This is a genomic window from Fischerella sp. (genome assembly GCF_013388695.1).
Lineage (GTDB): Bacteria > Cyanobacteriota > Cyanobacteriia > Cyanobacteriales > Nostocaceae > PCC9605.
The window spans coordinates 37,106-60,079 of record NZ_JACAEU010000024.1 but is presented as its reverse complement, the minus strand read 5'-3'; the positions used below and the strand labels follow the sequence as shown (position 1 = coordinate 60,079).

The following is a 22,974-nucleotide window of genomic DNA, read 5'->3' as shown; positions in this document are numbered from 1 at the left end:
AGTTATTAGTTATTAGTTATTAGTTAGTGGTTAGTAGTTGGTAGTATTTTGTTGGTGGTTGGTGGTGAGCCAGCGCGCTCCAAAGGGGGTTTCCCCCATGAGTGACTAGCGAACCCGGAGGGTTGGTCGTTGTTTGAAATCACAAACAACAAACAACAAGCAACAAGCAACTAACAACTAATCAACTAACAACTAACTGACCTTGAACGTACCGACAGTTTCCTGTAATTTTTGGGAAATCTTCACAGTTTTTTGCAAAGATTCAGAAACTTGCAGGGAAGAGTCGCTTGTGCGTTTGGAAATGGTGGCGATCTGTTTCATCAATTCGCTCACAATTTGTGATATTTCCACACCAGAAGCTGTAGTAGTAGAAATTGATTGTACCAAAGCATCAATTTGTCGCGAAACTTCTAATATTTGACTGAGGCTGCCTTTGGCATCTTCAACAATGCGTGTACCTTCAACTACCTGGGTGGTTCCTACTTCCATTGCTTGCACTACTTCGCTGGTTTCGCGTTGGATATTCTCGACGATTTGCTCAATTTCTTTAGTCGCCGCCGCCGATCGCGCTGCTAGTTCGCCTACTTCTTCAGCAACAACGGCAAAACCTTGACCTTCTTCACCTGCACGCGCCGCCTCAATCCCAGCATTGATGGCTAACAAGTTAGTCTGCATGGAAATCTGGTTAATCAATGCCACAACTCGAGAAATCTGTTGGGTAGATTCTCCCAAGCGCTTCACTTTCTTAGCGGTTTCACCTACGGTTTCTCGCAGGTGTAAAATATTTTGTACTGTCATATCCATTGCTTGTCCGCTCTTGGTAGCAGTATCAGAAGCATTTTTGGCGATTTTAGCTGCTTGGTGGGCGCTGTCTGCTACTGCTTGGATAGACCCCGTCATCCGGTCAACTGCATCTAGGGTGCGGTTTATTTCAGCAGCTTGCGTCAGTGCTTCTTCTGCAAGGTTGCGGATTGAACCAGAGTTATCACCGATCGCATCATTTACTTGGATAGCGGCAATTTTGACTTGCGTGACAATATCTCGCAAACTTTCAACGATGGAGTTGAAAAAGTCAGCAACGGTGCCGATTTCGCCGGCGGTAACTTCTGCACGTACTGTCAAGTCGCCACTAGCTGCACCTTCTACGTTACTGAGCAATTCTAGCAGTTGCATTTGCAAGGCTTCTTTTTGCTGTCGTTCGTCGATGGAGGATTTTTCAGCTAGCGCCCTAGCTTGTTCTACCTCCTCTAGCAACTTGGCTTGTTCCATCGCGTAGCCGATTTGGGTGGCTAGCTGTTTAAATAAATCAATTTCTGGTTGTTGCCAAAGCCGGGGAGTCTGGCAATGATGGGCAATCAACAAACCTACTAATTGCTCTTCAATCACAATTGGTGCAATCAAATTAGCTTTGACTGCAAATTTTTCCAACATATTGATGTAGCAGTCGGCGTTGACCAGGTCTGCGTCTTGATAAATATTAGTAATCGCCCGTACTCGCCCATCTCTGTAAGTATTGACATGACGTTCCCGAAAACAAGGATCGTCGATATGTACTCCATGCATTTTGGGCAAACCAGCATTTACCGCTTCAGCGACGACGCAGCCATCCCAGACATCAGAATTAAATTCGTAAATAATGACTCGGTCTGTTTTCAGTGCTTGTCGAAGTTCTCGAACTGCTGTCTTATAGATATCCTCAACTTTGAGGTTTCGCCTAATCCGCAAGGTAATATCTGCAAGTATTTTTGCCCGTTCCGTTTCCTGTTCTTGTTCTTTGAGCAGGGTTTCTAGCTGACCTGCCATGTGGTTAATATTGGCATTTAAAATCCCTAACTCGTCCTCTCCTTCTACAATCAGACGAGTGTTGAATTCACCTTGTCCAAGTCTTTGTACTGTTGCTGTTGCTTTCAATATCGGTTCTGTAGAACGTTTGGCTATCCACGCGGCGATCGCTGCCACGATGATTGCTGTCAGTCCCGTACCAAGTGCGAAAGTCAATAACAATTCTTGTTGGGTTGCAAAAGCATTTTCTGTATTGGTTGCCAGCAGTACTTCCCATTTCAAATCTGGCAAACCTTTTAGCGGTTGGAGGCGTACGAAGCTTAATAACTGCGTGCGATTGCCATGAACTGGATCTAATCCGATTACAGTACTTTCTCTGAATGATGCTAGCTTTTTGTATACATCTGGATAATCTGTTTTAATGTTACTATTTAAGTGTTCCTCTTCCGCCGCCACGAACAAATTCCCAGAACTATCGAGCAAAAAATACTCCTCTACTGTTTTTGTATAAGTTTTTGCTAAGTTATCTAGTGGTTGTACGGCCATCCGCGTTCTGACGACTGCAATGATGTTCCCTGTACTGCTATCTTTAACAGGTGCCGCAATAAAAATACTATTTTTCTTTGTAGTAGGTGATACTTCTGGTTGACTGATATGAGGACGACCGCTTTTCTGTACCGCCTTGAAAAAATCGCGATCTTTGACGTTAGCAATGGCATCTGCTTGCGATTTTAAGATCAAATTACCGTTTAAATCATACAAAGCAATGCTGTCATAGATTTGATTGCCATCTACAGTTTTGGCATCTATAATCTTGTCCAGCATTGCTTGTTTTTCTTGAGGAGAAGTAGCTGCGCTAACGCTGGGATTGATCAGGATTGGCAGATTAGATATGAACTGAATATCTGAATACCGTTCAAACATGAAACGGTTGATTTGATCTGCCAAATCTTCAGCTTGAAATTGTTGAAGTTGGGAAGCTTTGTTTTGCAGGGAGTACTTCGTAAGTTGATAGGCAAGTGTACCAATCCCTAATACGGGCAGCGTCCCAATAGCGATCGCTAATATTGTTGCTTTCGTACCTAAACTGAGGCGTTTGAAAGCGTTATTAACACGATTGAGGCGAGAACGTTTAACATTTTTTTCATCAACGGGCAGACTCGGTAGTCGTACTAAACTATCTGTAATTGTTTGAGAAGAAACCATTGATCCCCGCTTTTCAACATCGCTACTCTTAGCTGCATCCGTCTTATTAAACATAAAATCAATTCCCTGAATAGGTGAAGAATAACCCCAAAAAATTCGTTTTTATAGTAATACACCCTAGTTACCATGCAGAATAGAAGATTGGACAATAGCCTGTGCATCTAATACCAGTAATATTTCCTTTTGTTGTACAACGCATCCGCGCAAATAGGGAACCAAACTGGAGGCGACTTGCCCAACAGGAGAGCGAATTTCATCAGGCATAAATTTTGTTGTACCTTTTATCTCTTGCACAACTAAACCTAAAAGCACTGATTCCACGCGAATAATGATAATACTAAACTGCCGAAATCTGTTGTCCAAGGATTCTAAATTGAGCATCCTTGGTAAATCTACAACCCAAACTATATGACTCCGCCAATTCATTAATCCCAGTATGCAGACTGGCATGTTTGGCATGGAAGTCACAGACTCCACAGGTACAACAATTGCTTCCTGCGTATACCTCATTGATAAAACGGCAGGGGCTTGTTTATTCAACTGAAATCGAAGATAGCCATCTTCCAAGTTATTGTGAGTTGGTTTAGAGGCCAGTGTAAGTTTTGAATTATTCATTGATTCAAATCGCCACTGATTTAATCGCACGCAAAAGCTGTTCGCGGGTGTAAGGCTTGGTTAAATAGGCATCTGCACCTTGTCTCATTGCCCATAACCTATCAATTTCCTGATTTTTGGAACTGCAAATCACAATCGGCACTTTCTGAGTCACCGGATTTTTTTTGAGAAAACGGCACAACTCAAACCCGCTCATTCCCGGCATGACAACATCAGTGACAATCACATCTGGCTGTTGTGAGGTGGCTTTCTCCATTGCTTCTTTTGCACCAGCTGCCTTAATAACGTTGTAGCCACTCTCTTTTAGATAGTGGCTCATTAGTTCTAATTCACTGGGAGAATCTTCCACAACTAAAATAGTCCCAAGCAAAGTTAAACTCACTCCTAAATCTCCTAAACAACTAATAGTGTTACTAAATCAAATTATCTTTTACATTCGGGCAATATGACATTAATCAAGGTGTTTAAACACCATTTTTAATAGATCCGACTGTGTAAATGGCTTAGTTAAATAGCCTGACGATCTCACCATTTTTGCCTTGGCTCTGTCTATAAATCCTGTTCTACCAGTCACCATGATTATAGGTGTATTCTTAAAAGCTGAATGTCTACGCAACAAAGAACATAGTTCATAACCATCCAAGTTTGGCATTTCTACATCTAATAAAATTAAGTCGGGTTTGCTACGAAGAATTTGCATTAACGCTTTCACCGGATCGTTAATCATTACAACTGCAAAAGTGCTTTCATCTAAAAAATTGCGAATAGAATTTAAGACTGTGGGACTGTCATCAATGCAGGCAACTGTATATAAGCTTCTACTAGCTGGTTGCAAAGGAATTTGGCGATGCAGGCTACTGCTTGATGTATCAACGAAATTGCTTTCTGTTGATAATTGTTGTTCGGGTTTGATTTGAGATTGCACCATCCTCTGGGATGGCGTTTTTGGCAAAATTGGTGGATTTTCTTCAGTAATAACCGCTGAGTGCTGTTCTTGGCGATTTCGTAGCTGCTTTTGACAATGTTCTACCAATAATCGCAAATCCAATCGACAAAACTTTGGCAGTTCATCTAAAGGAGTTTCACGATAAAATTCATAACTGCCTTGTTTTAAGGTCAAGAATGACTCCAGCACCTCTTTGGCTAATTCGTCTATTAAGATCGCTGCTTGCGGAGGAGTAATATAGTCTTGATTTACTAACCAGCAAATAGCTTGATAATCCGCGTGTGGCATTGATTGATTTTCATTCTTTGTTTCAAACATCAGCCGCATTTGCACGCGATTTGCACTTAATAAAGTCGGGATTTGTTGACTCAATCGTCGCAAGTGATTATCCAACCTTTCAAACAGTTTATCTGAATAGGAGGCGTAAGTAAGTTTTCCTTCTTCTAAATAAATTGACCAAGAAGCTGTGTCAGTAATTACTCGCAAACAACCTGTAGCACGTCTGCTAGTTAGTTGTGCTAACAGAGACAGGGGGTGTAGTTTCTGGAAAAACCTGTAGCTACCTATAGAACTTGTGCTCATTTTGCTTTTGCTTGTTGCTCAATTAGATAGGTCTAAGCTATATTTGTGCAGAAGGTCTACACAATAGAATTAAATAAGCTTTAGTTTCTTGTATCAAAAGATACTAATAGTGAAGATTCTATTTGTGGTTAAACCTAATGGTAATAAGTAGTAGTTATTTTACTTAACTTATACAGAGATTAACAAACATTCTCCGGTAAATGGTGAAAAAAATGTAAAGGCTGAATTAAGCGACTCACCCTCAAGTAAACATTATGTAACTATAACCGCAATAATACTGCTTAAAATCACAAGATAAAACTTGCTTTAGTCAGTATTGGTACTTAAGTATAATACGCTTGATGAACCTCAAGTAAACTTTGGAGCAATTTAAGTAAATCTACTTAATATTTGGTAAACAACCTAAAATCTTTCATCAGTTTATATTCGACTGTGAGTGCGGCTAGTAGGTTTTCTTGCCATTACCAATTACCAATTACCGACACGGGCGAATAATATAAGTGTTCAAGCGGACATGATATTAAACATCCCCACAGCAACGTCAGCCGTAGTTAGGCAACTTGGGGGGACAAGTAAAGAACCGTCAATTTCTAATCAGCGCAACTTGAAGAGTGCAAAATTATTGGACATACTCAACTTTAATTTGTTTAGACGCTGCATTTACTCTTGCGGCATAACCTATAGTTACGAACATGTCCAAACGCCAAAGCTGTTGCTCCTAAGACCGTAGCAATACGCTCACCCTCTTCACTCAGGACGTGGTGTCCAGCAATTGCGGTTACGAGAAGAAGCGCCAACCCCAAGACACCAGACGTGAGCACAACTCGATCCTTATGGCGACGACAACCCTGTGTCAAAGCCAACACACTGATGGGAAAGACGAACCACAGCAGAAAACGGTGAAAGCTTTCGCTACCAAGAGAAGTACTTGCCAGTGCGGGAAGCATGACTATGACAACTGGTAAGAACAGGCAATGGATTGCACACGCGGTGGAAAGTGCGATCGCAGTCTTGTCCATCAATCTCTGCATTCTTCCGCTATGCACTGTTAGTACTCCTTGTATTGATTGTGTTCTATGGGTTCAAATGTTTGAAAACTAGGGCCAGCTTGGCTTTGACTATCAACGATAGCTGTGATGCCCTCTAACAAATTTGGTAAATGTGACTCAACTGTTTAAGGATAGTGCGATGATTTCAACCCAAATTTTTTTCGGCTTTTGACTGACTTCCAAAACCCAGTTCCAACACTGTTCGTGCCATAAATCGACGACGGGCAAATCCTTTCAACCTTTGGGTTGTTTCCCCGAGTAGATTCCTGAGTGAGTCTGTCAATTCCATTTCTGTATTTACGATGTACCGTAAGGAGGATATCTCCCTTACCTTACCATTTTCTTGAGATTATTTTTTTCTTAAATAAATTAAGATTTATTATTCACGCTTTAGCTGTGTCACATATCCCCGCGCAGCTCTATACTTGACGGCGAGGGCTTTTTACTTCGCAATTCATGAGGTACATCTTATGAAAGAGCGTCACCACCGCCACGCGCCGTCCTCTCTCTTCCGTTATCACTTTACCTAGGCACTTCCCGCGAGAATTTTTAAAAATGCGGATGAAAGGACTTGAACCTTCACGCCTTGCGGCACTAGAACCTAAATCTAGCGCGTCTGCCAATTCCGCCACATCCGCATCAGTTTACTATCATATCATAATAAACAGTATGTGACAATAAAATTTTGTTATTAGTCATTGACTAAATCACAGCAACACGAGGCAAACGATGCTTAAATCCGCAGAGAATTTCCCAAGAAATGGTGTTTAGTTGATTTGCCCAATCGTCCGCGGAGATTTGTTGTTTTCCTTGTTTTCCAAGTAGGGTGACTACTTCGCCTTCTTGTATGTCTGGTATGCTACTGACATCCAGCATGAGTTGATCCATTGTAATTGCACCTAGCTGCGATATTCGTTGACCGCGAATTAATACCTGTATTTTGTTAGAAAGATTGCGCGGCACGCCATCAGCATAACCAATTCCGACAACAGCAATACGCATTTCGCGTGGGGCAACAAATTGATAACTGTAGCTAACACCAGTTCCAGCAGCAATGGTTTTGACTTGCGTGACTCTTGCTCTAACTTGTAAAACAGGTTTAAGGTCTATGCCCGATCGCAAATGCTCGGCTGGGTAAAGTCCATAGATAGCTAAACCCACCCGCACCATATCGTAGTGTAATGCTTTGTCAGCGAGGGTGCCGGCTGAATTGGCTAAGTGCAGGCAGGGTGGTTTTATTCCTAATGCTTTAATTTGGGCGATCGCTTCTTCAAAACGTCGGTGCTGTAGTTGCATGACACTCGGATCGGGACTGTCTGCGGTCGCTAGGTGAGAATAAATACTGGCTATCTCTAGATGCGGTAAACGCTGCACTAGCTGGACAAACTCTGCTGCTTGCTGCCAATCTGTTCCTAGACGAGACATACCCGTATCTAATTTGACGTGTACAAGTACGGGAGAATTGGAGTTAATAGCTTCTAGAGTGTCAGAAAATACTAAGGCTTGCTTAGGACTGCATAGTGTGGGTTGAAGTTGCCATTGAGCGATCGCGTGAATTTGTTCTGGAGTGTGAGTCGCGCCTAAAACTAAAATCGGAGCTTTGATACCAGCTTCTCGCAATTGAATTCCCTCGGGAACTGTAGCAACACCTAGCCAGTCTGCTCCTGATTGTAGTGCTGTTTGAGCAACTGTGACTGCTCCGTGCCCGTAGGCGTCAGCTTTCACTACTGCCATAAGCTGGGTATGCCGTGATAGAAAGCGGCGTAATTGTTGGACATTATGCGACAACGCTGCCAAATCAATTTCTACCCAAGCCCGCTGCGAAAACCAAGCATAGGTGTCGCACTGCTGAACAGGAACACTCCCGGTTTGCTCATGACTTAACATGTTGACTCACTCCCATCACACCAATTTTAGGCTTCCAGCTTAATTTATTAATTCATGCTGGCAAAAGTAACTCTGGATTAATCAGGAAGTTTACCCTTCATCGTGGAATTCGCACAAGAGCTTATGGTGGTAAGTGGTTGGAGGTCAGGGAACAGGGAACTCTTAACAGGGAAAGGGGAACGGGGAACGGGAAGATAGAGTTCCAAGCAGGTAAGCTAGGTGTGAACAAAATCAACGGCCAGCTAAATATAGAGCAATACGCTTGGTGATAAGATAATTTACCCATCTATAAAATTTGTAGAGACGTTGCATTGCAACGTCTCTACTAGAGAACTAGCACAGACAACCCTTAACTGAACGGTATTGAAATATAGAGTATTGTTGGTTGCCTCTGCTAGATGAATCCAGAGGAAATATTACTTACTGATTAACACGGCGATCGCTTCAGCCAAACTATATATCTGTCTTTCTTTCTAAAATAAGTAATGGCTAGAAATTGCAAATCATTATTTTATAACTCAGTTTTAGGCTCGAACCTGAAGTATAATTTATTTTCATAGCCAAAGCAGATTGCATTTGTGTTAATATATGTAAAATAAAAAGCCTGAGCGATTATCAATGGGGAAGGTTTTAGTCTTAAACGCCTCTTACGAACCGCTCAATATTACGAGCTGGCGTCGCGCTGCTGTTTTGTTAATCAAGGGCAAAGCAGAGCGCGTAGAACACAACGGTAAGTTTCTTTACTCCGGTTTTCCGCTTCCAACCGTAATCCGGTTGCGCCATTATGTGCGGGTTCCCTACAAAGAAATCCCTCTGACGCGCCGAAATATATTGCACCGGGACAGTCACACTTGTCAATACTGCGGTTACACGGGAGATGAGTTAACTCTAGATCACGTAATACCGCGATCGCGTGGCGGAGGAGATTCCTGGGAGAACATTGTTACAGCCTGCGTCCGCTGCAATGTCAACAAGGGTAGCCGTACACCCCACGAAGCACACATGATCTTACGTCATCCCCCTCGCAGACCCTATAGCAGCCTCTACTTCGAGGTCAGCAAGCATCTAAGAGGTGGAACTCACCAAGAGTGGCAAAAGTATGTTATAGGACTTTGACAATTCCCCAGTTAATACTTACAGGTAAATGTCACCTATCAACTAGTCTTGCAACCCACTTAGTGTAGTTAGGTTAGCCAACGGCGAATTGAGAATTTTGCCTCCACAAATACATCGTAGGAGGCTACAAAAGCTCTTGCGAACTTTTAACCAGCCTCGCCATAGTAACACATATTAACACTTTGTAAAGTAGAAATTTTCTTAATTCCTCAAAATTGCAGATGCGGTAGCAAAAGATATTCCTTTGAAATTAGTTGATAAAAGCATACTTGACAAAAAAATAAACCTACATATACATATCCACGCTTCTATATTTTTGCGAAGATCGAAGATGTGTGGCTAAACCAGTGACTCGCTGGTTGTAGTTTTCCTTATCGAACAAACCTAGCCCCACATGGACAAAACATTATCCTATGCAATTTCATTCTTCCCTTACTCAGTTTGAGAGATCGCCATTGACCGCAGATCAGGCTTCCGAATCGGCTCCAGATGAGTCAGAAATAGACAAAGAACCTTTGGAATTTCCACTCACCAAGCAGTCTGCTGGAACATTGATAGCACCAGAAGGAGGCAATGCCGTTGGTCAGCGCAGCAATTCTTCAGCACTGCAAAAATCAGAAGAACTGCGCCAGACAATGCTTGCCCATAGTCATGAGCGTCATCTGGTGATTCTGCAAGATTTTCCTGACCCAGACGCTCTTTCCTCTGCTTGGGCTTACCAGTTAATTGCTCAGCAATACGATATCAAATGTGAGATTGTTTATGCTGGTGCGCTCAGTCACCAAGAAAATATTGCCTTGGTGAAACTGACTGGCTTACCTGCTCAACGTTGGACGCTACAAAATCTGAAAAGCAAGGATTTGTCATCCTATCAGGGTTTTGTATTAATTGATAACCAAGGTACTACTTCCCAGCTTGTGCCAGTGGTGCAGCAAGCGGGAATGACACTTGTAGCAGTTATTGACCATCACACTTTACAGGGAGACCTGAAGTCAGAGTTTGTTGATATTCGTCCTGCTGTCCGAGCGACAGCAACGATTTTTACTCAGTATTTGCAAGCAGGTTTATTGCCTTTAGATAGTACCATCAATCAACACGTCAAATGTGCTACTGCCTTGATGCACGGTTTGCGATCGGATACAAATCTGCTGATGCAAGCCAAAGAAGAAGATTTTTTGGCAGCAGCCTATCTCAGCCGATTTTACGATGCCCAACTGCTCAACGCCGTACTGCAAGCGAACCGTTCCAAAAGGGTGATGGATGTAATAGAGCGATCGCTCAAAAACCGCATCGTTCAAAATAACTTTTCCATTGCCGGTGTCGGCTACTTGCGCTATGACGACAGAGACGCCATCCCTCAAGCAGCAGATTTTCTCGTTACAGAAGAAAACGTCCACACTGCTGTGGTTTATGGGATTGTTCACGATGAAGATGATGAACTAGAAGTAGTCATTGGCTCTTTAAGAACAACCAAACTCACCCTTGACCCTGATGAATTCATCAAAGAAGCCTTTGGGCAAGATAGCAGCGGACGCTTTTTTGGTGGTGGACGTATAAGCGCCGGTGGCTTTGAAATTCCGATGGGTTTCTTATCTGGCGGTAACGAAAATTCTACTTATGCGAAAATGAAATGGGATGTCTTCGATGCTCAAATCAAGCAGAAGTTGCTGAGATTGGTAAATCCCAGAGACAACCCAATTCAAACCGAGTAAATGTTGGTAGTTGGTAGTTGGTAGTTGTTTGGAATAAACAACAAACAACAAACAACAAACAACAAACAACCAAAACAAAATTGTGGAACTTTATTTAATTCGTCATGGCATCGCCCAAGAAGCAACAGGTGACATCAAAGACGAGGAAAGACGCCTAACAAAAGAGGGACAGCAAAAAACAGAAAAAGTTGCCCAACGTTTGAAAAAGTTGGGTTTGCAATTTGATTTGATTGCCACTAGTCCCTTAGTAAGAGCCAAACAAACAGCAGATATCCTCATAGCAGCTAAGCTGAGTTCCCAGATAGAGGAGTGTATCCACCTGTCTCCGGATGGTCAGATTTACAATTGGGTTGTAGACTGGTTAGAGCCAAGGAATTTTGCACCTGATACCCAACTAGCCTTGGTAGGACATGAGCCTTGTTTAAGCCGTTGGGCAGAAATTCTGGTTTGGGGAGAAGTCAAGGAACGTTTGGTGCTAAAAAAAGCGGGTATGATCGGGGTAAAGGTACCAGAAACAGGCTCTCCTTTGGGTCGTGGTCAGATGTTTTGGTTGACACCACCCAAGTACTTGCTTTAACAGTTTTTCCACAGTTCCGTAAAGAATTTGTGCGATAACGGATACTGTTATGGCGACAAAAATTTCTGGTAAGTTAGCCTGGATAAATCTTTAAAAATCAGATGGTATTGCCATGATGGTGTGCGAATACAAGCCTGGTTTGGAAGGCATTCCTGCCGCCCAATCCAGTATTAGCTGTGTTGACGGACAAAAAGGAATATTAGAATATCGTGGCATCCGGATTGAAGAATTAGCAGAAAAAAGTACATTTCTGGAAACTGCTTATCTTTTGATCTGGGGTGAATTACCCACTGCGGAAGAATTGGCGGCATTTGAGCATGAAGTTCGCCATCACAGGCGAATCAAATACCGCATTCGTGACATGATGAAATCCTTTCCAGAAAGCGGCCACCCAATGGATGCCCTACAAGCCTCTGCTGCTGCTTTGGGCTTGTTTTATTCCCGCCGCGATCTGGATAATCCCCTCTACATTCGGGATGCAGTGGTTCGTTTGTTAGCAACCATTCCGACGATGGTAGCAGCATTTCAGTTGATGCGAAAAGGTAACGACCCGGTACGCCCTAATGATGACTTGGACTATGCCGCTAACTTTTTGTACATGCTCCACGAGAAAGAACCCGATCCACTGGCAGCGCGCATTTTTGATGTCTGCTTGATATTACATGCAGAACATACAATGAATGCTTCTACCTTCAGTGCGAGGGTGACGGCTTCTACCCTAACAGATCCTTACGCGGTGGTGGCGAGTGCAGTTGGAACCTTGGGAGGACCACTGCATGGGGGAGCTAACGAAGAAGTAATTCAAATGTTAGAAGAAATTGGCTCTGTTGAGAATGTGCGTCCTTATATAGAAGATAGGCTGCAACGCAAAGCCAAAATCATGGGCTTTGGGCATCGTGTCTATAAAGTCAAAGACCCACGCGCTACAATTCTGCAAAACTTGGCGGAACAGCTGTTTGCAAAATTCGGCAACGACAAGTTTTATGACATAGCCGTTGAGTTGGAACGGGTGGTAGAGGAAAAATTGGGTAGCAAAGGAATTTATCCCAATGTTGACTATTATTCCGGTTTGGTGTATAGAAAGCTGGGGATTCCCACAGACTTATTCACACCAATATTTGCGATCGCCCGTGTTGCTGGTTGGCTAGCACACTGGAAAGAACAATTAGAAGAAAACCGGATTTTCCGTCCTACCCAGGTTTACAACGGTCTGCACGACGTTCCTTACGTCCCCATAGAGAAACGTTAGGGCATGGGGCATCCATCGGGCATGGGGCATGGGGCATGGGGCAAAGATAATCGTTAAATCCCAATCCCCAATTCCCAATCCCTAATGCCCAAAATTCCAAATTCTTACCATAAGTAGAAACTCTCAGTGGGGCGATCGGGGTAAAAGCCATCCAACGATATACTAGGCATGGAGATTGTAAAAAATCTTAAATTTTGTCTGGTTTCAGTAAAGATAATTGGTGGGTAAATTTACAGTTATTAACAAGTGTAGATAGTTGTAAACGACCATGAATTGGTGACTTGAAGAGCAACAAACATGAATTCAGGAATTGATCTGCAAGGAACTTTTATTCAATCCCTCATAGATTTGGGACTGAGCGCGGAAGTAGCCAAAACAATTTGGATGCCACTGCCGATGATCCTAATGATTATTGGCGCTACGGTAGGGGTATTGACCTGTGTTTGGCTAGAAAGGAAAATTTCGGCAGCGGCACAGCAGCGGATTGGTCCTGAATACATCGGTCCTTTAGGTTTGCTGGCTCCTGTAGCCGATGGCCTGAAGCTTGTTTTTAAAGAAGATGTAGTGCCAGCCAAATCTGACCCTCTGCTATTTACCCTCGGCCCAATCATCGTTGTATTGCCGGTGTTTCTGTCTTATTTAATCGTGCCCTTTGGACAGAATATAGTCATTACCGATGTTGGTATGGGGGTATTCTTGTGGATTGCCTTGTCCAGCGTTCAGCCAATTGGTTTGTTAATGGCTGGTTATGCATCCAATAACAAATACTCCCTTTTGGGTGGGTTGCGGGCTGCGGCACAATCGATTAGCTATGAAATTCCTTTAGCGCTGGCAGTATTGGCGATCGCCATGATGTCCAATAGCCTCAGCACCGTTGACATTGTTAACCAGCAATCTGGTTACGGTATTTTAGGGTGGAATATCTGGCGGCAACCAATTGGTTTCCTCATCTTTTGGATCGCAGCCTTAGCTGAATGCGAACGACTGCCCTTTGACTTACCAGAAGCAGAAGAAGAACTGGTAGCAGGTTATCAGACTGAATACTCTGGTATGAAATTCGCTCTGTTTTACCTGAGTTCCTATGTCAACCTCGTACTTTCAGCGCTACTGGTATCAGTTCTATACTTGGGCGGTTGGGATTTTCCCATTCCTATTAGCACATTAGCCAGTTGGTTTGGAGTTAGTGAAGCCAATCCGGTTTTGCAAATAATTGCCGCCTCTTTGGGCATTACCATGACCGTACTCAAAGCCTACTTGCTAGTCTTTCTGGCAATCTTGTTGCGTTGGACTGTACCCCGGGTTCGCATCGACCAATTACTAGATTTGGGATGGAAGTTCTTGCTACCAGTAGGCTTAGTAAATTTACTGTTAACCGCAGCTCTGAAACTAGCCTTTCCCGTCGCCTTCGGAGGATAGTCATTAGTCATCAGTCATTAGTGAGCCAGCGCGGTCTTGGGGGTCTCCCCCACTCGCTGTTGGCGAACCCGCAAGGGTCATTAGCAATTGAACAAATGACTAATGACCAATGACAAATGACAAGTAACAAATGACTAGAGAGAGGTAGAACACTAACAATGCTAAAATTCCTCAAACAAGTTGGTGATTACGCCAAAGAAGCGGTACAAGCCGGTCGTTATATCGGTCAAGGACTGTCTGTCACCTTTGACCACATGCGGCGGCGTCCAATTACCGTCCAGTACCCTTACGAAAAACTGATTCCCAGCGAACGCTTTCGCGGTAGGATTCACTTTGAGTTTGATAAGTGTATTTCCTGCGAGGTCTGTGTGCGGGTTTGTCCGATTAACTTGCCTGTGGTGGATTGGGAATTTGACAAAACCAGCAAAAAGAAAAAGCTCAAACACTACAGCATCGATTTTGGTGTTTGTATCTTCTGCGGCAACTGTGTAGAATATTGCCCGACTAATTGTCTGTCCATGACAGAAGAGTACGAGCTTTCCACCTACGATCGCCACGAATTGAACTATGATAACGTGGCAATGGGTCGTCTCCCGTACAAGGTAACAGATGACCCAATGGTAACACCATTGCGCGAACTGGTTTACCTACCCAAAGGCGTTATGGACCCCCACGATCTGCCAGCCGATGCACCTCGTGCCGGTGGCCATCCTGAAGAACTCGTGCAGCAGGAAAAGTAAATTAAATGTCATTTGTCCTTAGTCCTTTGTGAATAACTAATGACAAATGACAAATGACGAATGACTAATGACAAAGGAGAAAAAGTGAATCTAGCTGAAGGAGTACAGGTTGTTTCGTTTGGCATATTGGCTGCGATGATGATTGGGGCAGCACTTGGTGTGGTGCTGTTCTCCAACGTCGTCTATTCCGCCTTTATGCTAGGCGGTGTTTTTGTCAGCATAGCTGGGTTGTATCTCCTGCTGAATGCTGACTTTGTAGCAGCAGCACAATTGCTAATTTATGTTGGCGCTGTGAACGTGCTGATTTTGTTTGCCATTATGTTGGTGAACAAGCGGCAGAAATTTGTCCCCTTCCCCACCGCTTGGGTGCGTAAGGTATTAACGGCTGTGGTCAGTTTGGGATTGTTTGCGCTGTTGAGTACGATGGTATTGGCGACGCCTTGGTCGCATTCTACTGCTACCCCTGTAGGCGACCCCATAGTTGTGATTGGTCAGCATTTCTTTAGTGACTTTTTGTTGCCTTTTGAAGTTGCTTCCGTTTTATTATTGATGGCAATGGTAGGCGCAATTATTTTGGCACGTCGCGAATATCTGCCAGAACAAATTGTCCCATCTGAATTGCCGCAAACAGTTTTGACATTGCCAGAACGCCCCAGAGAACTGGTATCGGCAGGAAGCGAAGAGAAATTATGAATTATGAATTATGAATTATGAATTATGAAAACCTTTAATAATTCATAGTTCATAATTTTTGGGAATTGTTCATTAAGGAAGACCAAGATTCATGGAACTCCAGTACTTTTTGTTGTTAGCAGCAGCTTTATTTTGCATTGGTATTTATGGTTTGATAACCAGCCGCAACGCTGTACGAGTGTTAATGTCAATTGAATTGCTGCTGAATGCTGTTAATTTGAATTTAATGGCTTTTTCTAACTTCCTAGACTCAACAGCAATTAAGGGTCAGGTTTTCACTGTGTTTGTCATTACTGTAGCGGCAGCAGAGGCAGCAGTAGGTTTGGCGATCGTGCTGGCAATCTACCGCAACCGTGATACTGTCGATATGGAGCAATTTAATCTCCTGAAATGGTAATCCTGTGGACCTTAAGAAGGTAATCATTGCTTATAAGGCAAGAGATGCTCAAAGCAAACGCTGGGCAGAAATTTGTGCAAAGCAACTAGAAAATCGCCAATGCCAGGTATTGATGGGCCCAAGTGGACCAAAAGACAATCCTTATCCGGTGTTTTTGGCTTCGGCGGTACAACCAATTGACCTGGCTTTGGTGCTTGGCGGTGATGGTACTGTTTTAACTGGTGCAAGACATTTAGCCCCAGCTGGCATACCCATTCTGGGAGTGAATGTGGGAGGACATCTGGGGTTTTTAACTGAGTCGGTAGAGGAGTTTCAGGATACTGAGAAAGTTTGGGATCGGCTGTTGGAGGATCGCTACGCCATCCAACGACGGATGATGGTGCAAGCCGCTGTGTATGAGGGCCATGACACGAATTTGGAACCCGTAAGCGAACGTTACCTCGCTTTAAATGAAATGTGTGTCAAACCTGCCTCTGCCGATCGCATGATTACCTCTATTCTGGAAATGGAAATTGATGGTGAGGTAGTCGACCAATATGTGGGAGATGGGTTAATAGTTGCCACACCTACTGGTTCTACTGGTTACACAGTTTCTGCTGGTGGCCCAATTGTACATGATGGTATGGAAGCCCTTACTGTTAGCCCCATTTGTCCGATGAGTCTTTCTAATCGCCCCTTCGTTTTACCCCCCGGTTCTGTTGTAAGTATTTGGCCTTTGGGTGATTACGATTTGAGTACAAAACTGTGGATGGATGGGGTATTAGCTACTTCGATTTGGCCTGGACATCGCGTTGACGTGCGAATGGCTGAGTGCAGGGCTAAGTTTATTATTTTGCGGGAAAACAATTCCTATTATCAGACGCTGCGGGAGAAGTTACTGTGGGCAGGGACTAGAGTTCGCTATAGCAGTAGTAATCACTCGAATTAATGAGAACCCCCTATAAGTGCGCGCTGACTCACCGCCACGGGCGTCTACGCCAGTCCCCCCTAAAAGCAGAAGTCTTCTGGGGGGCTGGTCTCACCGCGCTGTGCGCGTCTACGCTAAACTGCGTTTCGCACCCTGCACCGAAGACGCAGAAGCGTCTACAGGATGACAGGGAACTTTTTAAGAGCATACTAAATAATTAATTTTTTTTATAATTTTAAACTAGTCTATAAACTTATTTAAAGACTTATGTTTTTATGCCTTTAGATATAGTGTGTAAAATTCCAAATAGGCTAACAATGGTAAAGTTTTTACTACCCAATATTACTACAAATAAGTAAACAGGTTCAATCAACAGCAATGTTAAAAAAATTCAGATACTCTTTGGCAGATAAAGTTGTTAATAAAGTTTTGTCATCTTCTACTATCAATAGAATCATAAATGTCTTTGCTGCTCAAAATATACATTTACAACTACAAAAAAATGCTCTGGAATCTACTGCAAAGTATGTTGAAGAAAACATGATAGGTGCGGTCAGTGTTTCAGATCTTTTTGCCTTGCTCAAGTTTGCACTTTCACAAGCAAAGCCAGATGGTATGTTTCTAGAGTTTGGAGTAGCAGGGGGAAATACCATCAATTTTATAGCTAAAAACGTTCAAAAGACTGTACATGGATTTGACTCTTTTGAAGGTTTACCTGAGTTTTGGATAGATAATATTGGTGGACGATATGAAAAAGGTACTTTTAATATGAATGGCAAGCTGCCTTCTGTTCGTGAAAATGTGCAACTCCATGTTGGATGGTTCGATAAAACTTTACCTGAATTCGTAGCTTCTCAAAACGAATACATATCATTTATGCATGTGGATTGCGACTTGTATTCCTCCACAAAATCTATATTCGATATATTAGGTGAACGCGTCAAGCCTGGTACAATAATCGTATTTAATGAGTACTTCAATTATCCTGGTTGGCAGCAGCATGAATTTAAAGCCTTCCAACAATTTGTAGCCGATAAAAATATAAAATACGATTACATTGCCTACAATAAACTTGGTTGGGAAGTTGCAGTAAAGATTCTTTAGTCACTGCTATATTTTATAATTAATGCTGGTTATTACTAAACATCCAGGCAAACTGCATCAACCTCAATCTCAATCAACATTGCCGGATCAATCAGAGATTTCACTTCCACCATCGTAGTAGCAGGTGGGTTCTCACCAAAAAACTCTTGATGCGCTTTTCCAAATTCAGCCCAACGGCTAATATCGGTGACAAACATGCGAGTTCGCACCACAGAGTTGATGTTTGTACCTAAGTCTTGCAATGCTTTCTGAATAATTTCTAAACAGCGTTTTGCTTGCCCGTAAGCATCCTCGGGTGCAAACACTCCACCCCCTTCGGCAATTGGTGCTGTACCAGAAATATAAATGTGGTTGCCAACTCTAACACCTCGACAGTAACCTACCTTGGACTCCCAAGACGCACCAGAAAATGCCCGCTTCTTTTGCATTGTCAACTCAGTTTAACGCCTACTGAGGGAATTTTAGCTGTAATAGCTTTGCTAATACCAAGTTGCATTCAAAGAAGTAATTTGTCATGCTGAGCGTAACGCAGTGAAGCGAAGCATCTCGGAGATTCTTCGCTGTCGCTCAGAATGACATATTAGAACGCAACTTGGTATAAATCCAGATTTAAAGTTTGGTGTTGAAAGCAAGATAAATTTTGGCTTGCTAATTTCTTTTCAGGCTAGATAATGATGAAGTGATCGCCGCCAATGTATTCAAGCAAATTACTTTCAAAGTACATTCAAAGTGCAAGTGGCGATACAAAACTGTACTTTATCTAGTTAGTTTACATCACTAGCTTATTTTAGACAACTTCTGGAAAAACATTCTTATGCGGCGTCTTGTAATCGCTCCCAGGGGGTTGCAGTTTTTAATTGTCGTAGTTTTGGTAATTGGTATATTTTTTCGCTTTGTGAACCTTCACGGTAAAGTTTATTCGCACGATGAAATTTATACCTCTTTACAAATTTCTGGTTGCACAACTGCCCAAGTTAAGCAACAAATTTTTAATGGTCGAGTAATTTCTAAGCAAGCTTTTGCTAAGTTTCAGGGTCTTAATTCTGAACAAGGCTGTGGTGATACAATTAGGTCTTTAGCAATAGAAGACCCACGGCATCCCCCATTTTATTACTTAATCGCACGATTTTGGATGCAATTTTTTGGCAGTTCAGTAACAGCCATCAGAAGTTTGTCTGCCTTGATTAGCTTGCTGGTATTTCTCTGTGCCTATTGGTTGTGCAAAGAATTATTTAATGTGCCTTTATCGCTACCTGGTATAGCGATCGCACTTATGGCCATCTCTCCCATTCAGTTGATCTACGCCCAGGAAGCACAGGAATATATTCTCTGGGAAGTCACCATATTACTATCTAGTGCTGCTCTACTACGAGCCTTGCGATTGGAATCAATACGACAGCCAGAGGAATTGCGTGTTTATAATTGGATAATTTATACGGTTACTTTAACTCTTAGCCTTTATACATTTTTATTAAGTGGGTTTGTGGCAATTGCTCATGGAATTTATGTACTTGCCACAGCAAAATTTCGCTGGAATAAGACAGTAAAGGCTTATCTGCTGGCATCGTTGGCAGGATTTTTAGCCTTTATGCCTTGGATGTTAATAGCGATCGCTAACCAATTTCAATTCAAATCTTCTTCATCTTCGACAACTAACTCTTCACCATCAGGAAATTTAATTACATTTTTGCTGATGCAACTTAGCCGTATTTTTTTTGATTTAAATCTTAGCTGGGAAAACCCTTTAAGCTTGTTCATGACGCTAATTATTTTCATACTAGTTATATATGCAATTTATTATATTTGGCGGACAACTCATCAAAAAGTTTGGTTATTTATTATCACCTTAATTTTAGTCCCAGCGCTACCTTTGATAATTCCAGATTTAATTGTTGGCGAAATGCGGTCATTTGCCCAACTAGATTTACTGCCTTTTTATTTAGGTATTCAAATAGCTGTTGCTTATCTGTTAGCAACTCAGCTATATAATGGCAGATTATCACGTCGGCAAATCTGGCAAATGATATTGTCGCTGGTGATTATTGCTGGGATAATTTCTTGTGCTGTGTATTCTCAAGCTGAAACGTGGTGGAGCAAGCTTGTCAGTCAAGGTAATCCACAAATTAGTAGCATCATCAATCAGGCTGATCGACCACTTTTGATTAGTAATGATTTAGGCAATAATTACACTAATGTATTTTCTATTAGCTATCTTGTAGAACCAAAAGTCAGGTTTTTATTAGTTCAGGGTAAAAATATTCCCAAAATCCCTAAAGATTTCACTGACATATTTTTACTCACTCCTTCAGATCCTTTGCGAAAAGGAATAGCAAAAAAGTATAAGCTGAAAACTAAAATTGTTTACAAAGATGAACATACTTCGCTGTGGAAAATATTCAAATGAGAATTTCAGCAATTTCTAAGCTGAAATTAATTTATTTGATGAAACTAGGTATTAGATTGGAGTCATCAATAGTTTTGAGGCTACCAGAGTATGAAATTTAAATTTTTAGCAGTTATAAGTATTGTTACCCTATTAACCGTAGCTTGTGCAAGAGATGTAAACTCCAAGCAGGCAGTTAGCGAGACTCAACCTGCAACACCTGTAGCTCAGAGTAGTACCGCCAATGTTTCCCAAGCTGGAAGCTTTGTAAGAGCAGAACAACCAACTCAGGGAAATGTGAAAGTTCTAACAGAGAATGGAAAGCGTTATCTAGAGTTTGATGGGAGTTTTAAAACGAATCAAGGCCCTGACTTATTTGTAATTCTGTACCGAAATGGGACAGTACCTGTATCTGGCATTAAAGAAAAAGATTATGTGAGCATTGCTCGTTTACAAAAGACAAGTGGTACTCAACGCTATGCTGTTCCTGACAATGTGCAGTTGACAGATTATCAATCTGTAGCGATTTGGTGTCGTAAGTTCAATGCTACTTTTGGCTATGCGTCTTTAGGTAATTAGATGTGGAGGAAGATTGACACTTTTTCATTAAGGTTACGCCTAATAATTGGTATTGCTGCACTTTCTGCTTTGGGTAATGGTGGCATTGCTATGTGGACAAGCTGGAAAATGCAGCAACTTTTGATTGATAGTCATAAGCAAAATATAGAACACATTGCTGCACGTTTTCCGCATGATGTGGAACTATATAGTGAAATGATGTCACCAGTAACTGGGTTGCAAAAAGCAATTAATAATTTGACGACTACCAATATATTTTTATGGGTTAAAAATCCTGAGCAAAAAGTTATAGCAAAATCTATTACTTCGGACAGTGTATCTAATGCTAGGTTAGCTGAGTTAATGTCTCTGGCTGAAATGCCAATTAAACCGCAAGTTCATCAAATTAGCCAACACTACTTTGTGTTGTGTGGTGATTCGTTGCAAGTGCAGGGAAAGATGCTAGGGAAGCTGTTTGTAGTGCAGGATATTACCCGCGAACAAACAATGTTTTTGACAATGGTGAGGAGTGTAGGAATTGCCAGCTTTTTAGTAATTGTAGTGATTTCAGGAGCGATCGCACTTTACATTTACCGTTCCCTGCAACCTCTGCGCCAACTTAATCAAATGACAGCTGTCATTTCCGCTGCGGATTTACCAGAAGCACAGCTTTCTGTAGATAACGCACCCAGCGAAGTTAAAGAATTAGCTCAAACCTTCAACATGTTGTTATCTCGCCTCTCCCAATCTTGGGAACAAGAGCGACAATTTGTGAGTAATGTTTCCCACGAGTTACGCACACCGTTAACAATAGTACACGGTTACTTACAAAGCGTTTTGCGACGGCCGCATAACTTAACAGAAACTCAAATAGAAGCGTTAGAAACTGCGGCATCGGAAGCAGAACACACGATTCGTCTGTTAGAAGATTTACTGGATTTAGCACGAGCAGATAGTGGTTATTTGCATTTTCACATAGAGTCTTATATACTGAATGATTTGGTGGCAGAAGTGGTAGCAATGGCAGAACAATATAGTGAAAGAGCGATAAAAATAGAAGCCGATATTGACTCAATTCAAGTGAAAGCAGACCACAATCGCCTCAAACAAGTTTTGCTAAATCTGATTGACAATGCCATTAAATATTCTGAACCTGGTACACCCATTTTGTTGAAGATAAACCAACAAGAGCAAGAAGCCATTATTCAAGTTTGCGATCGCGGTTATGGTATTCCTTTGCAACACCAATCAAGGATTTTTGAAAGATTTTACCGCGTTGATGAATCTCGTCATCATGCTACTGGTGGTGCTGGTTTAGGGTTATCAATTGTAAAGACATTGGTAGAGGGTATGGGTGGGAAAGTGTCAGTGCGATCGCGTTTAGGTGAAGGAAGTATATTTACAGTTGTTTTGCCTTCAAATTAAACCCGATTTAAAGGCAATTTTACTATTACCGTTGTGCCAACACCCACCTCACTTTCTACTTGAATTTGACCTCTATGTAACTCCACACACTTTTTCACAATTGCAAGTCCAAGTCCTGTACCCTGAACTTTACCTACATTGCTACACTGCTGCCCGAAATTTTTTTAATGTGTCCAGTCCAGTAGAATCTGGTAAGCGGAGGTCTAATAGAACAAGGTCGATACCGTGTTGATTTAACATCGGTAGAGAAGAATCCTCACACATACAAGTAGGTTTACCCATGCAAGCATCGATAGCCGCATTCAGCCTATCTACATGTGCCATCTGACATGCTGGTCGAATAGCGCGGACAAAAATTTCGCGCAATAGTTTGGCATCAGAAGGGCTATCCTCTACCAGAAGAATGTGAATCTTTATCTTTTCCGTGGAATAACTAAAACTATAACTAAACCGCCCTTACAGTTGTTGTTTGGCGATCGCTCTTTTGCCAAAATTAACCTTTGGGCGATCGCATTACTATGTCTCAAAACATACCAAAATTAGCAAGTTAGAAAGATTTGCTATTTTTGTACACAATCCATCCCTCATTTACTTCATTACGTTCTTAGCAACTCTTAATTAGCTCAACTG

General features: G+C 42.2%; 22 protein-coding genes, 1 tRNA gene and 2 pseudogenes. 14 read left to right on the top strand and 11 right to left on the bottom strand.

Annotated features, from left to right (window positions below; all coding sequences use genetic code 11):
• Positions 1 to 192: 192 nt before the first annotated feature.
• The 8 genes and pseudogenes from HXY43_RS04010 to alr form a co-directional block, all read right to left on the bottom strand.
• On the bottom strand, positions 193 to 3,042 hold the full coding sequence (locus HXY43_RS04010; RefSeq protein ID WP_290880296.1) for a methyl-accepting chemotaxis protein: 2,850 nt from the start codon (positions 3,040 to 3,042) through the stop codon (positions 193 to 195).
• Positions 3,043 to 3,105: 63 nt separating this feature from the next.
• A complete protein-coding gene (locus HXY43_RS04005) occupies positions 3,106 to 3,603 on the bottom strand; it encodes a chemotaxis protein CheW (protein ID WP_290880293.1) in 498 nt (165 codons plus the stop codon).
• Positions 3,604 to 3,607: 4 nt separating this feature from the next.
• Positions 3,608 to 3,985, bottom strand: a complete 378-nt coding sequence (locus HXY43_RS04000) for a response regulator (RefSeq protein ID WP_290880290.1) — start codon at positions 3,983 to 3,985, stop codon at positions 3,608 to 3,610.
• 69 nt (positions 3,986 to 4,054) lie between these two features.
• Positions 4,055 to 5,131: a response regulator gene (locus HXY43_RS03995; protein ID WP_026733838.1), complete on the bottom strand. Its 1,077-nt coding sequence runs from the start codon at positions 5,129 to 5,131 to the stop codon at positions 4,055 to 4,057.
• Positions 5,132 to 5,778: 647 nt separating this feature from the next.
• Positions 5,779 to 6,177 carry a MerC domain-containing protein gene (locus HXY43_RS03990; RefSeq protein ID WP_290880287.1) on the bottom strand — a complete coding sequence of 133 codons (399 nt, stop codon included), beginning with the start codon at positions 6,175 to 6,177 and terminating at the stop codon, positions 5,779 to 5,781.
• Positions 6,178 to 6,218: 41 nt separating this feature from the next.
• A pseudogene (locus tag HXY43_RS03985) lies at positions 6,219 to 6,469 on the bottom strand (ISAzo13 family transposase); the annotation flags it as partial.
• 267 nt (positions 6,470 to 6,736) lie between these two features.
• Positions 6,737 to 6,818, bottom strand: a tRNA-Leu gene (locus HXY43_RS03980).
• A 64-nt stretch (positions 6,819 to 6,882) separates the two neighbouring features.
• Positions 6,883 to 8,067, bottom strand: coding sequence for an alanine racemase (gene alr / locus HXY43_RS03975; protein WP_290880286.1), 1,185 nt, complete (start codon positions 8,065 to 8,067; stop codon positions 6,883 to 6,885).
• A gap of 618 nt (positions 8,068 to 8,685) precedes the next feature.
• Between alr and HXY43_RS03970 the strand changes: the two genes are divergently transcribed.
• The 10 genes from HXY43_RS03970 to HXY43_RS03925 all read left to right on the top strand — a co-directional run bounded on the left by HXY43_RS03970 (position 8,686) and on the right by HXY43_RS03925 (position 17,978).
• Positions 8,686 to 9,183: an HNH endonuclease gene (locus HXY43_RS03970; RefSeq protein ID WP_290880282.1), complete on the top strand. Its 498-nt coding sequence runs from the start codon at positions 8,686 to 8,688 to the stop codon at positions 9,181 to 9,183.
• Positions 9,184 to 9,596: 413 nt separating this feature from the next.
• Positions 9,597 to 10,895, top strand: coding sequence for a bifunctional oligoribonuclease/PAP phosphatase NrnA (locus tag HXY43_RS03965; RefSeq protein WP_290880279.1), 1,299 nt, complete (start codon positions 9,597 to 9,599; stop codon positions 10,893 to 10,895).
• A gap of 82 nt (positions 10,896 to 10,977) precedes the next feature.
• Positions 10,978 to 11,472 carry a phosphohistidine phosphatase SixA gene (gene sixA, locus HXY43_RS03960; RefSeq protein WP_290880276.1) on the top strand — a complete coding sequence of 165 codons (495 nt, stop codon included), beginning with the start codon at positions 10,978 to 10,980 and terminating at the stop codon, positions 11,470 to 11,472.
• A 112-nt stretch (positions 11,473 to 11,584) separates the two neighbouring features.
• A complete protein-coding gene (locus HXY43_RS03955) occupies positions 11,585 to 12,721 on the top strand; it encodes a citrate synthase (protein WP_290880271.1) in 1,137 nt (378 codons plus the stop codon).
• A 297-nt stretch (positions 12,722 to 13,018) separates the two neighbouring features.
• Positions 13,019 to 14,137: an NADH-quinone oxidoreductase subunit NuoH gene (gene nuoH / locus HXY43_RS03950; RefSeq protein ID WP_290880268.1), complete on the top strand. Its 1,119-nt coding sequence runs from the start codon at positions 13,019 to 13,021 to the stop codon at positions 14,135 to 14,137.
• A gap of 158 nt (positions 14,138 to 14,295) precedes the next feature.
• Complete coding sequence (gene ndhI, locus HXY43_RS03945) at positions 14,296 to 14,877, top strand: NAD(P)H-quinone oxidoreductase subunit I (RefSeq protein ID WP_026733848.1); 582 nt, start codon at positions 14,296 to 14,298, stop codon at positions 14,875 to 14,877.
• Between the two features lie 84 nt (positions 14,878 to 14,961).
• On the top strand, positions 14,962 to 15,570 hold the full coding sequence (locus HXY43_RS03940; RefSeq protein ID WP_290880319.1) for an NADH-quinone oxidoreductase subunit J: 609 nt from the start codon (positions 14,962 to 14,964) through the stop codon (positions 15,568 to 15,570).
• 91 nt (positions 15,571 to 15,661) lie between these two features.
• Entirely contained in the window at positions 15,662 to 15,967 is a 306-nt protein-coding gene (gene nuoK, locus HXY43_RS03935) for an NADH-quinone oxidoreductase subunit NuoK (RefSeq protein WP_026733850.1), read from the top strand.
• 4 nt (positions 15,968 to 15,971) lie between these two features.
• Entirely contained in the window at positions 15,972 to 16,895 is a 924-nt protein-coding gene (locus tag HXY43_RS03930) for an NAD(+) kinase (protein ID WP_026733851.1), read from the top strand.
• Between the two features lie 357 nt (positions 16,896 to 17,252).
• A complete protein-coding gene (locus HXY43_RS03925) occupies positions 17,253 to 17,978 on the top strand; it encodes a class I SAM-dependent methyltransferase (RefSeq protein WP_035139928.1) in 726 nt (241 codons plus the stop codon).
• Between the two features lie 35 nt (positions 17,979 to 18,013).
• On the opposite strand, the gene HXY43_RS03920 is transcribed toward HXY43_RS03925, so the two are convergent.
• Positions 18,014 to 18,406, bottom strand: coding sequence for a RidA family protein (locus HXY43_RS03920; RefSeq protein WP_290880258.1), 393 nt, complete (start codon positions 18,404 to 18,406; stop codon positions 18,014 to 18,016).
• A 386-nt stretch (positions 18,407 to 18,792) separates the two neighbouring features.
• On the opposite strand from HXY43_RS03920, the gene HXY43_RS03915 reads away from it, so the two are divergent.
• The 3 genes from HXY43_RS03915 to HXY43_RS03905 all read left to right on the top strand — a co-directional run bounded on the left by HXY43_RS03915 (position 18,793) and on the right by HXY43_RS03905 (position 22,344).
• Positions 18,793 to 20,382 carry a glycosyltransferase family 39 protein gene (locus HXY43_RS03915; RefSeq protein WP_290880255.1) on the top strand — a complete coding sequence of 530 codons (1,590 nt, stop codon included), beginning with the start codon at positions 18,793 to 18,795 and terminating at the stop codon, positions 20,380 to 20,382.
• Between the two features lie 90 nt (positions 20,383 to 20,472).
• A complete protein-coding gene (locus tag HXY43_RS03910) occupies positions 20,473 to 20,940 on the top strand; it encodes a DM13 domain-containing protein (protein WP_290880251.1) in 468 nt (155 codons plus the stop codon).
• Positions 20,941 to 22,344 carry an ATP-binding protein gene (locus HXY43_RS03905; RefSeq protein WP_290880249.1) on the top strand — a complete coding sequence of 468 codons (1,404 nt, stop codon included), beginning with the start codon at positions 20,941 to 20,943 and terminating at the stop codon, positions 22,342 to 22,344. It begins immediately after the preceding gene.
• Here HXY43_RS03905 and HXY43_RS03900 read toward each other — a convergent pair.
• Both HXY43_RS03900 and HXY43_RS03895 read right to left on the bottom strand, forming a co-directional pair.
• Positions 22,341 to 22,475, bottom strand: a pseudogene (locus HXY43_RS03900) (ATP-binding protein); the annotation flags it as partial. The gene HXY43_RS03905 and the pseudogene HXY43_RS03900 overlap by 4 nt on opposite strands.
• Positions 22,476 to 22,485: 10 nt before the next feature.
• Positions 22,486 to 22,710: a hypothetical protein gene (locus HXY43_RS03895; protein ID WP_290880242.1), complete on the bottom strand. Its 225-nt coding sequence runs from the start codon at positions 22,708 to 22,710 to the stop codon at positions 22,486 to 22,488.
• Positions 22,711 to 22,749: 39 nt separating this feature from the next.
• Here HXY43_RS03895 and HXY43_RS03890 point away from each other — a divergent pair, with 39 nt between their 5' ends.
• Entirely contained in the window at positions 22,750 to 22,887 is a 138-nt protein-coding gene (locus HXY43_RS03890; RefSeq protein WP_290880240.1) for a hypothetical protein, read from the top strand.
• The last annotated feature ends 87 nt before the right edge of the window (positions 22,888 to 22,974 follow it).

Bases quoted from the DNA above. Each gene is read 5' to 3' on its own strand.
- HXY43_RS04010 (WP_290880296.1), bottom strand. From the start codon at position 3,042: ATGTTTAATAAGACGGATGCAGCTAAGAGTAGCGATGTTGAAAAGCGG.
- HXY43_RS03970 (WP_290880282.1), top strand. From the start codon at position 8,686: ATGGGGAAGGTTTTAGTCTTAAACGCCTCTTACGAACCGCTCAATATT.
- HXY43_RS03915 (WP_290880255.1), top strand. From the start codon at position 18,793: ATGCGGCGTCTTGTAATCGCTCCCAGGGGGTTGCAGTTTTTAATTGTC.
- HXY43_RS03905 (WP_290880249.1), top strand. From the start codon at position 20,941: ATGTGGAGGAAGATTGACACTTTTTCATTAAGGTTACGCCTAATAATT.
- ndhI (WP_026733848.1), top strand. From the start codon at position 14,296: ATGCTAAAATTCCTCAAACAAGTTGGTGATTACGCCAAAGAAGCGGTA.
- nuoH (WP_290880268.1), top strand. From the start codon at position 13,019: ATGAATTCAGGAATTGATCTGCAAGGAACTTTTATTCAATCCCTCATA.
- HXY43_RS03965 (WP_290880279.1), top strand. From the start codon at position 9,597: ATGCAATTTCATTCTTCCCTTACTCAGTTTGAGAGATCGCCATTGACC.
- HXY43_RS04005 (WP_290880293.1), bottom strand. From the start codon at position 3,603: ATGAATAATTCAAAACTTACACTGGCCTCTAAACCAACTCACAATAAC.
- nuoK (WP_026733850.1), top strand. From the start codon at position 15,662: ATGGAACTCCAGTACTTTTTGTTGTTAGCAGCAGCTTTATTTTGCATT.
- HXY43_RS03920 (WP_290880258.1), bottom strand. From the start codon at position 18,406: ATGCAAAAGAAGCGGGCATTTTCTGGTGCGTCTTGGGAGTCCAAGGTA.
- HXY43_RS03955 (WP_290880271.1), top strand. From the start codon at position 11,585: ATGATGGTGTGCGAATACAAGCCTGGTTTGGAAGGCATTCCTGCCGCC.
- HXY43_RS03995 (WP_026733838.1), bottom strand. From the start codon at position 5,131: ATGAGCACAAGTTCTATAGGTAGCTACAGGTTTTTCCAGAAACTACAC.
- HXY43_RS03925 (WP_035139928.1), top strand. From the start codon at position 17,253: ATGTTAAAAAAATTCAGATACTCTTTGGCAGATAAAGTTGTTAATAAA.
- alr (WP_290880286.1), bottom strand. From the start codon at position 8,067: ATGTTAAGTCATGAGCAAACCGGGAGTGTTCCTGTTCAGCAGTGCGAC.
- HXY43_RS03910 (WP_290880251.1), top strand. From the start codon at position 20,473: ATGAAATTTAAATTTTTAGCAGTTATAAGTATTGTTACCCTATTAACC.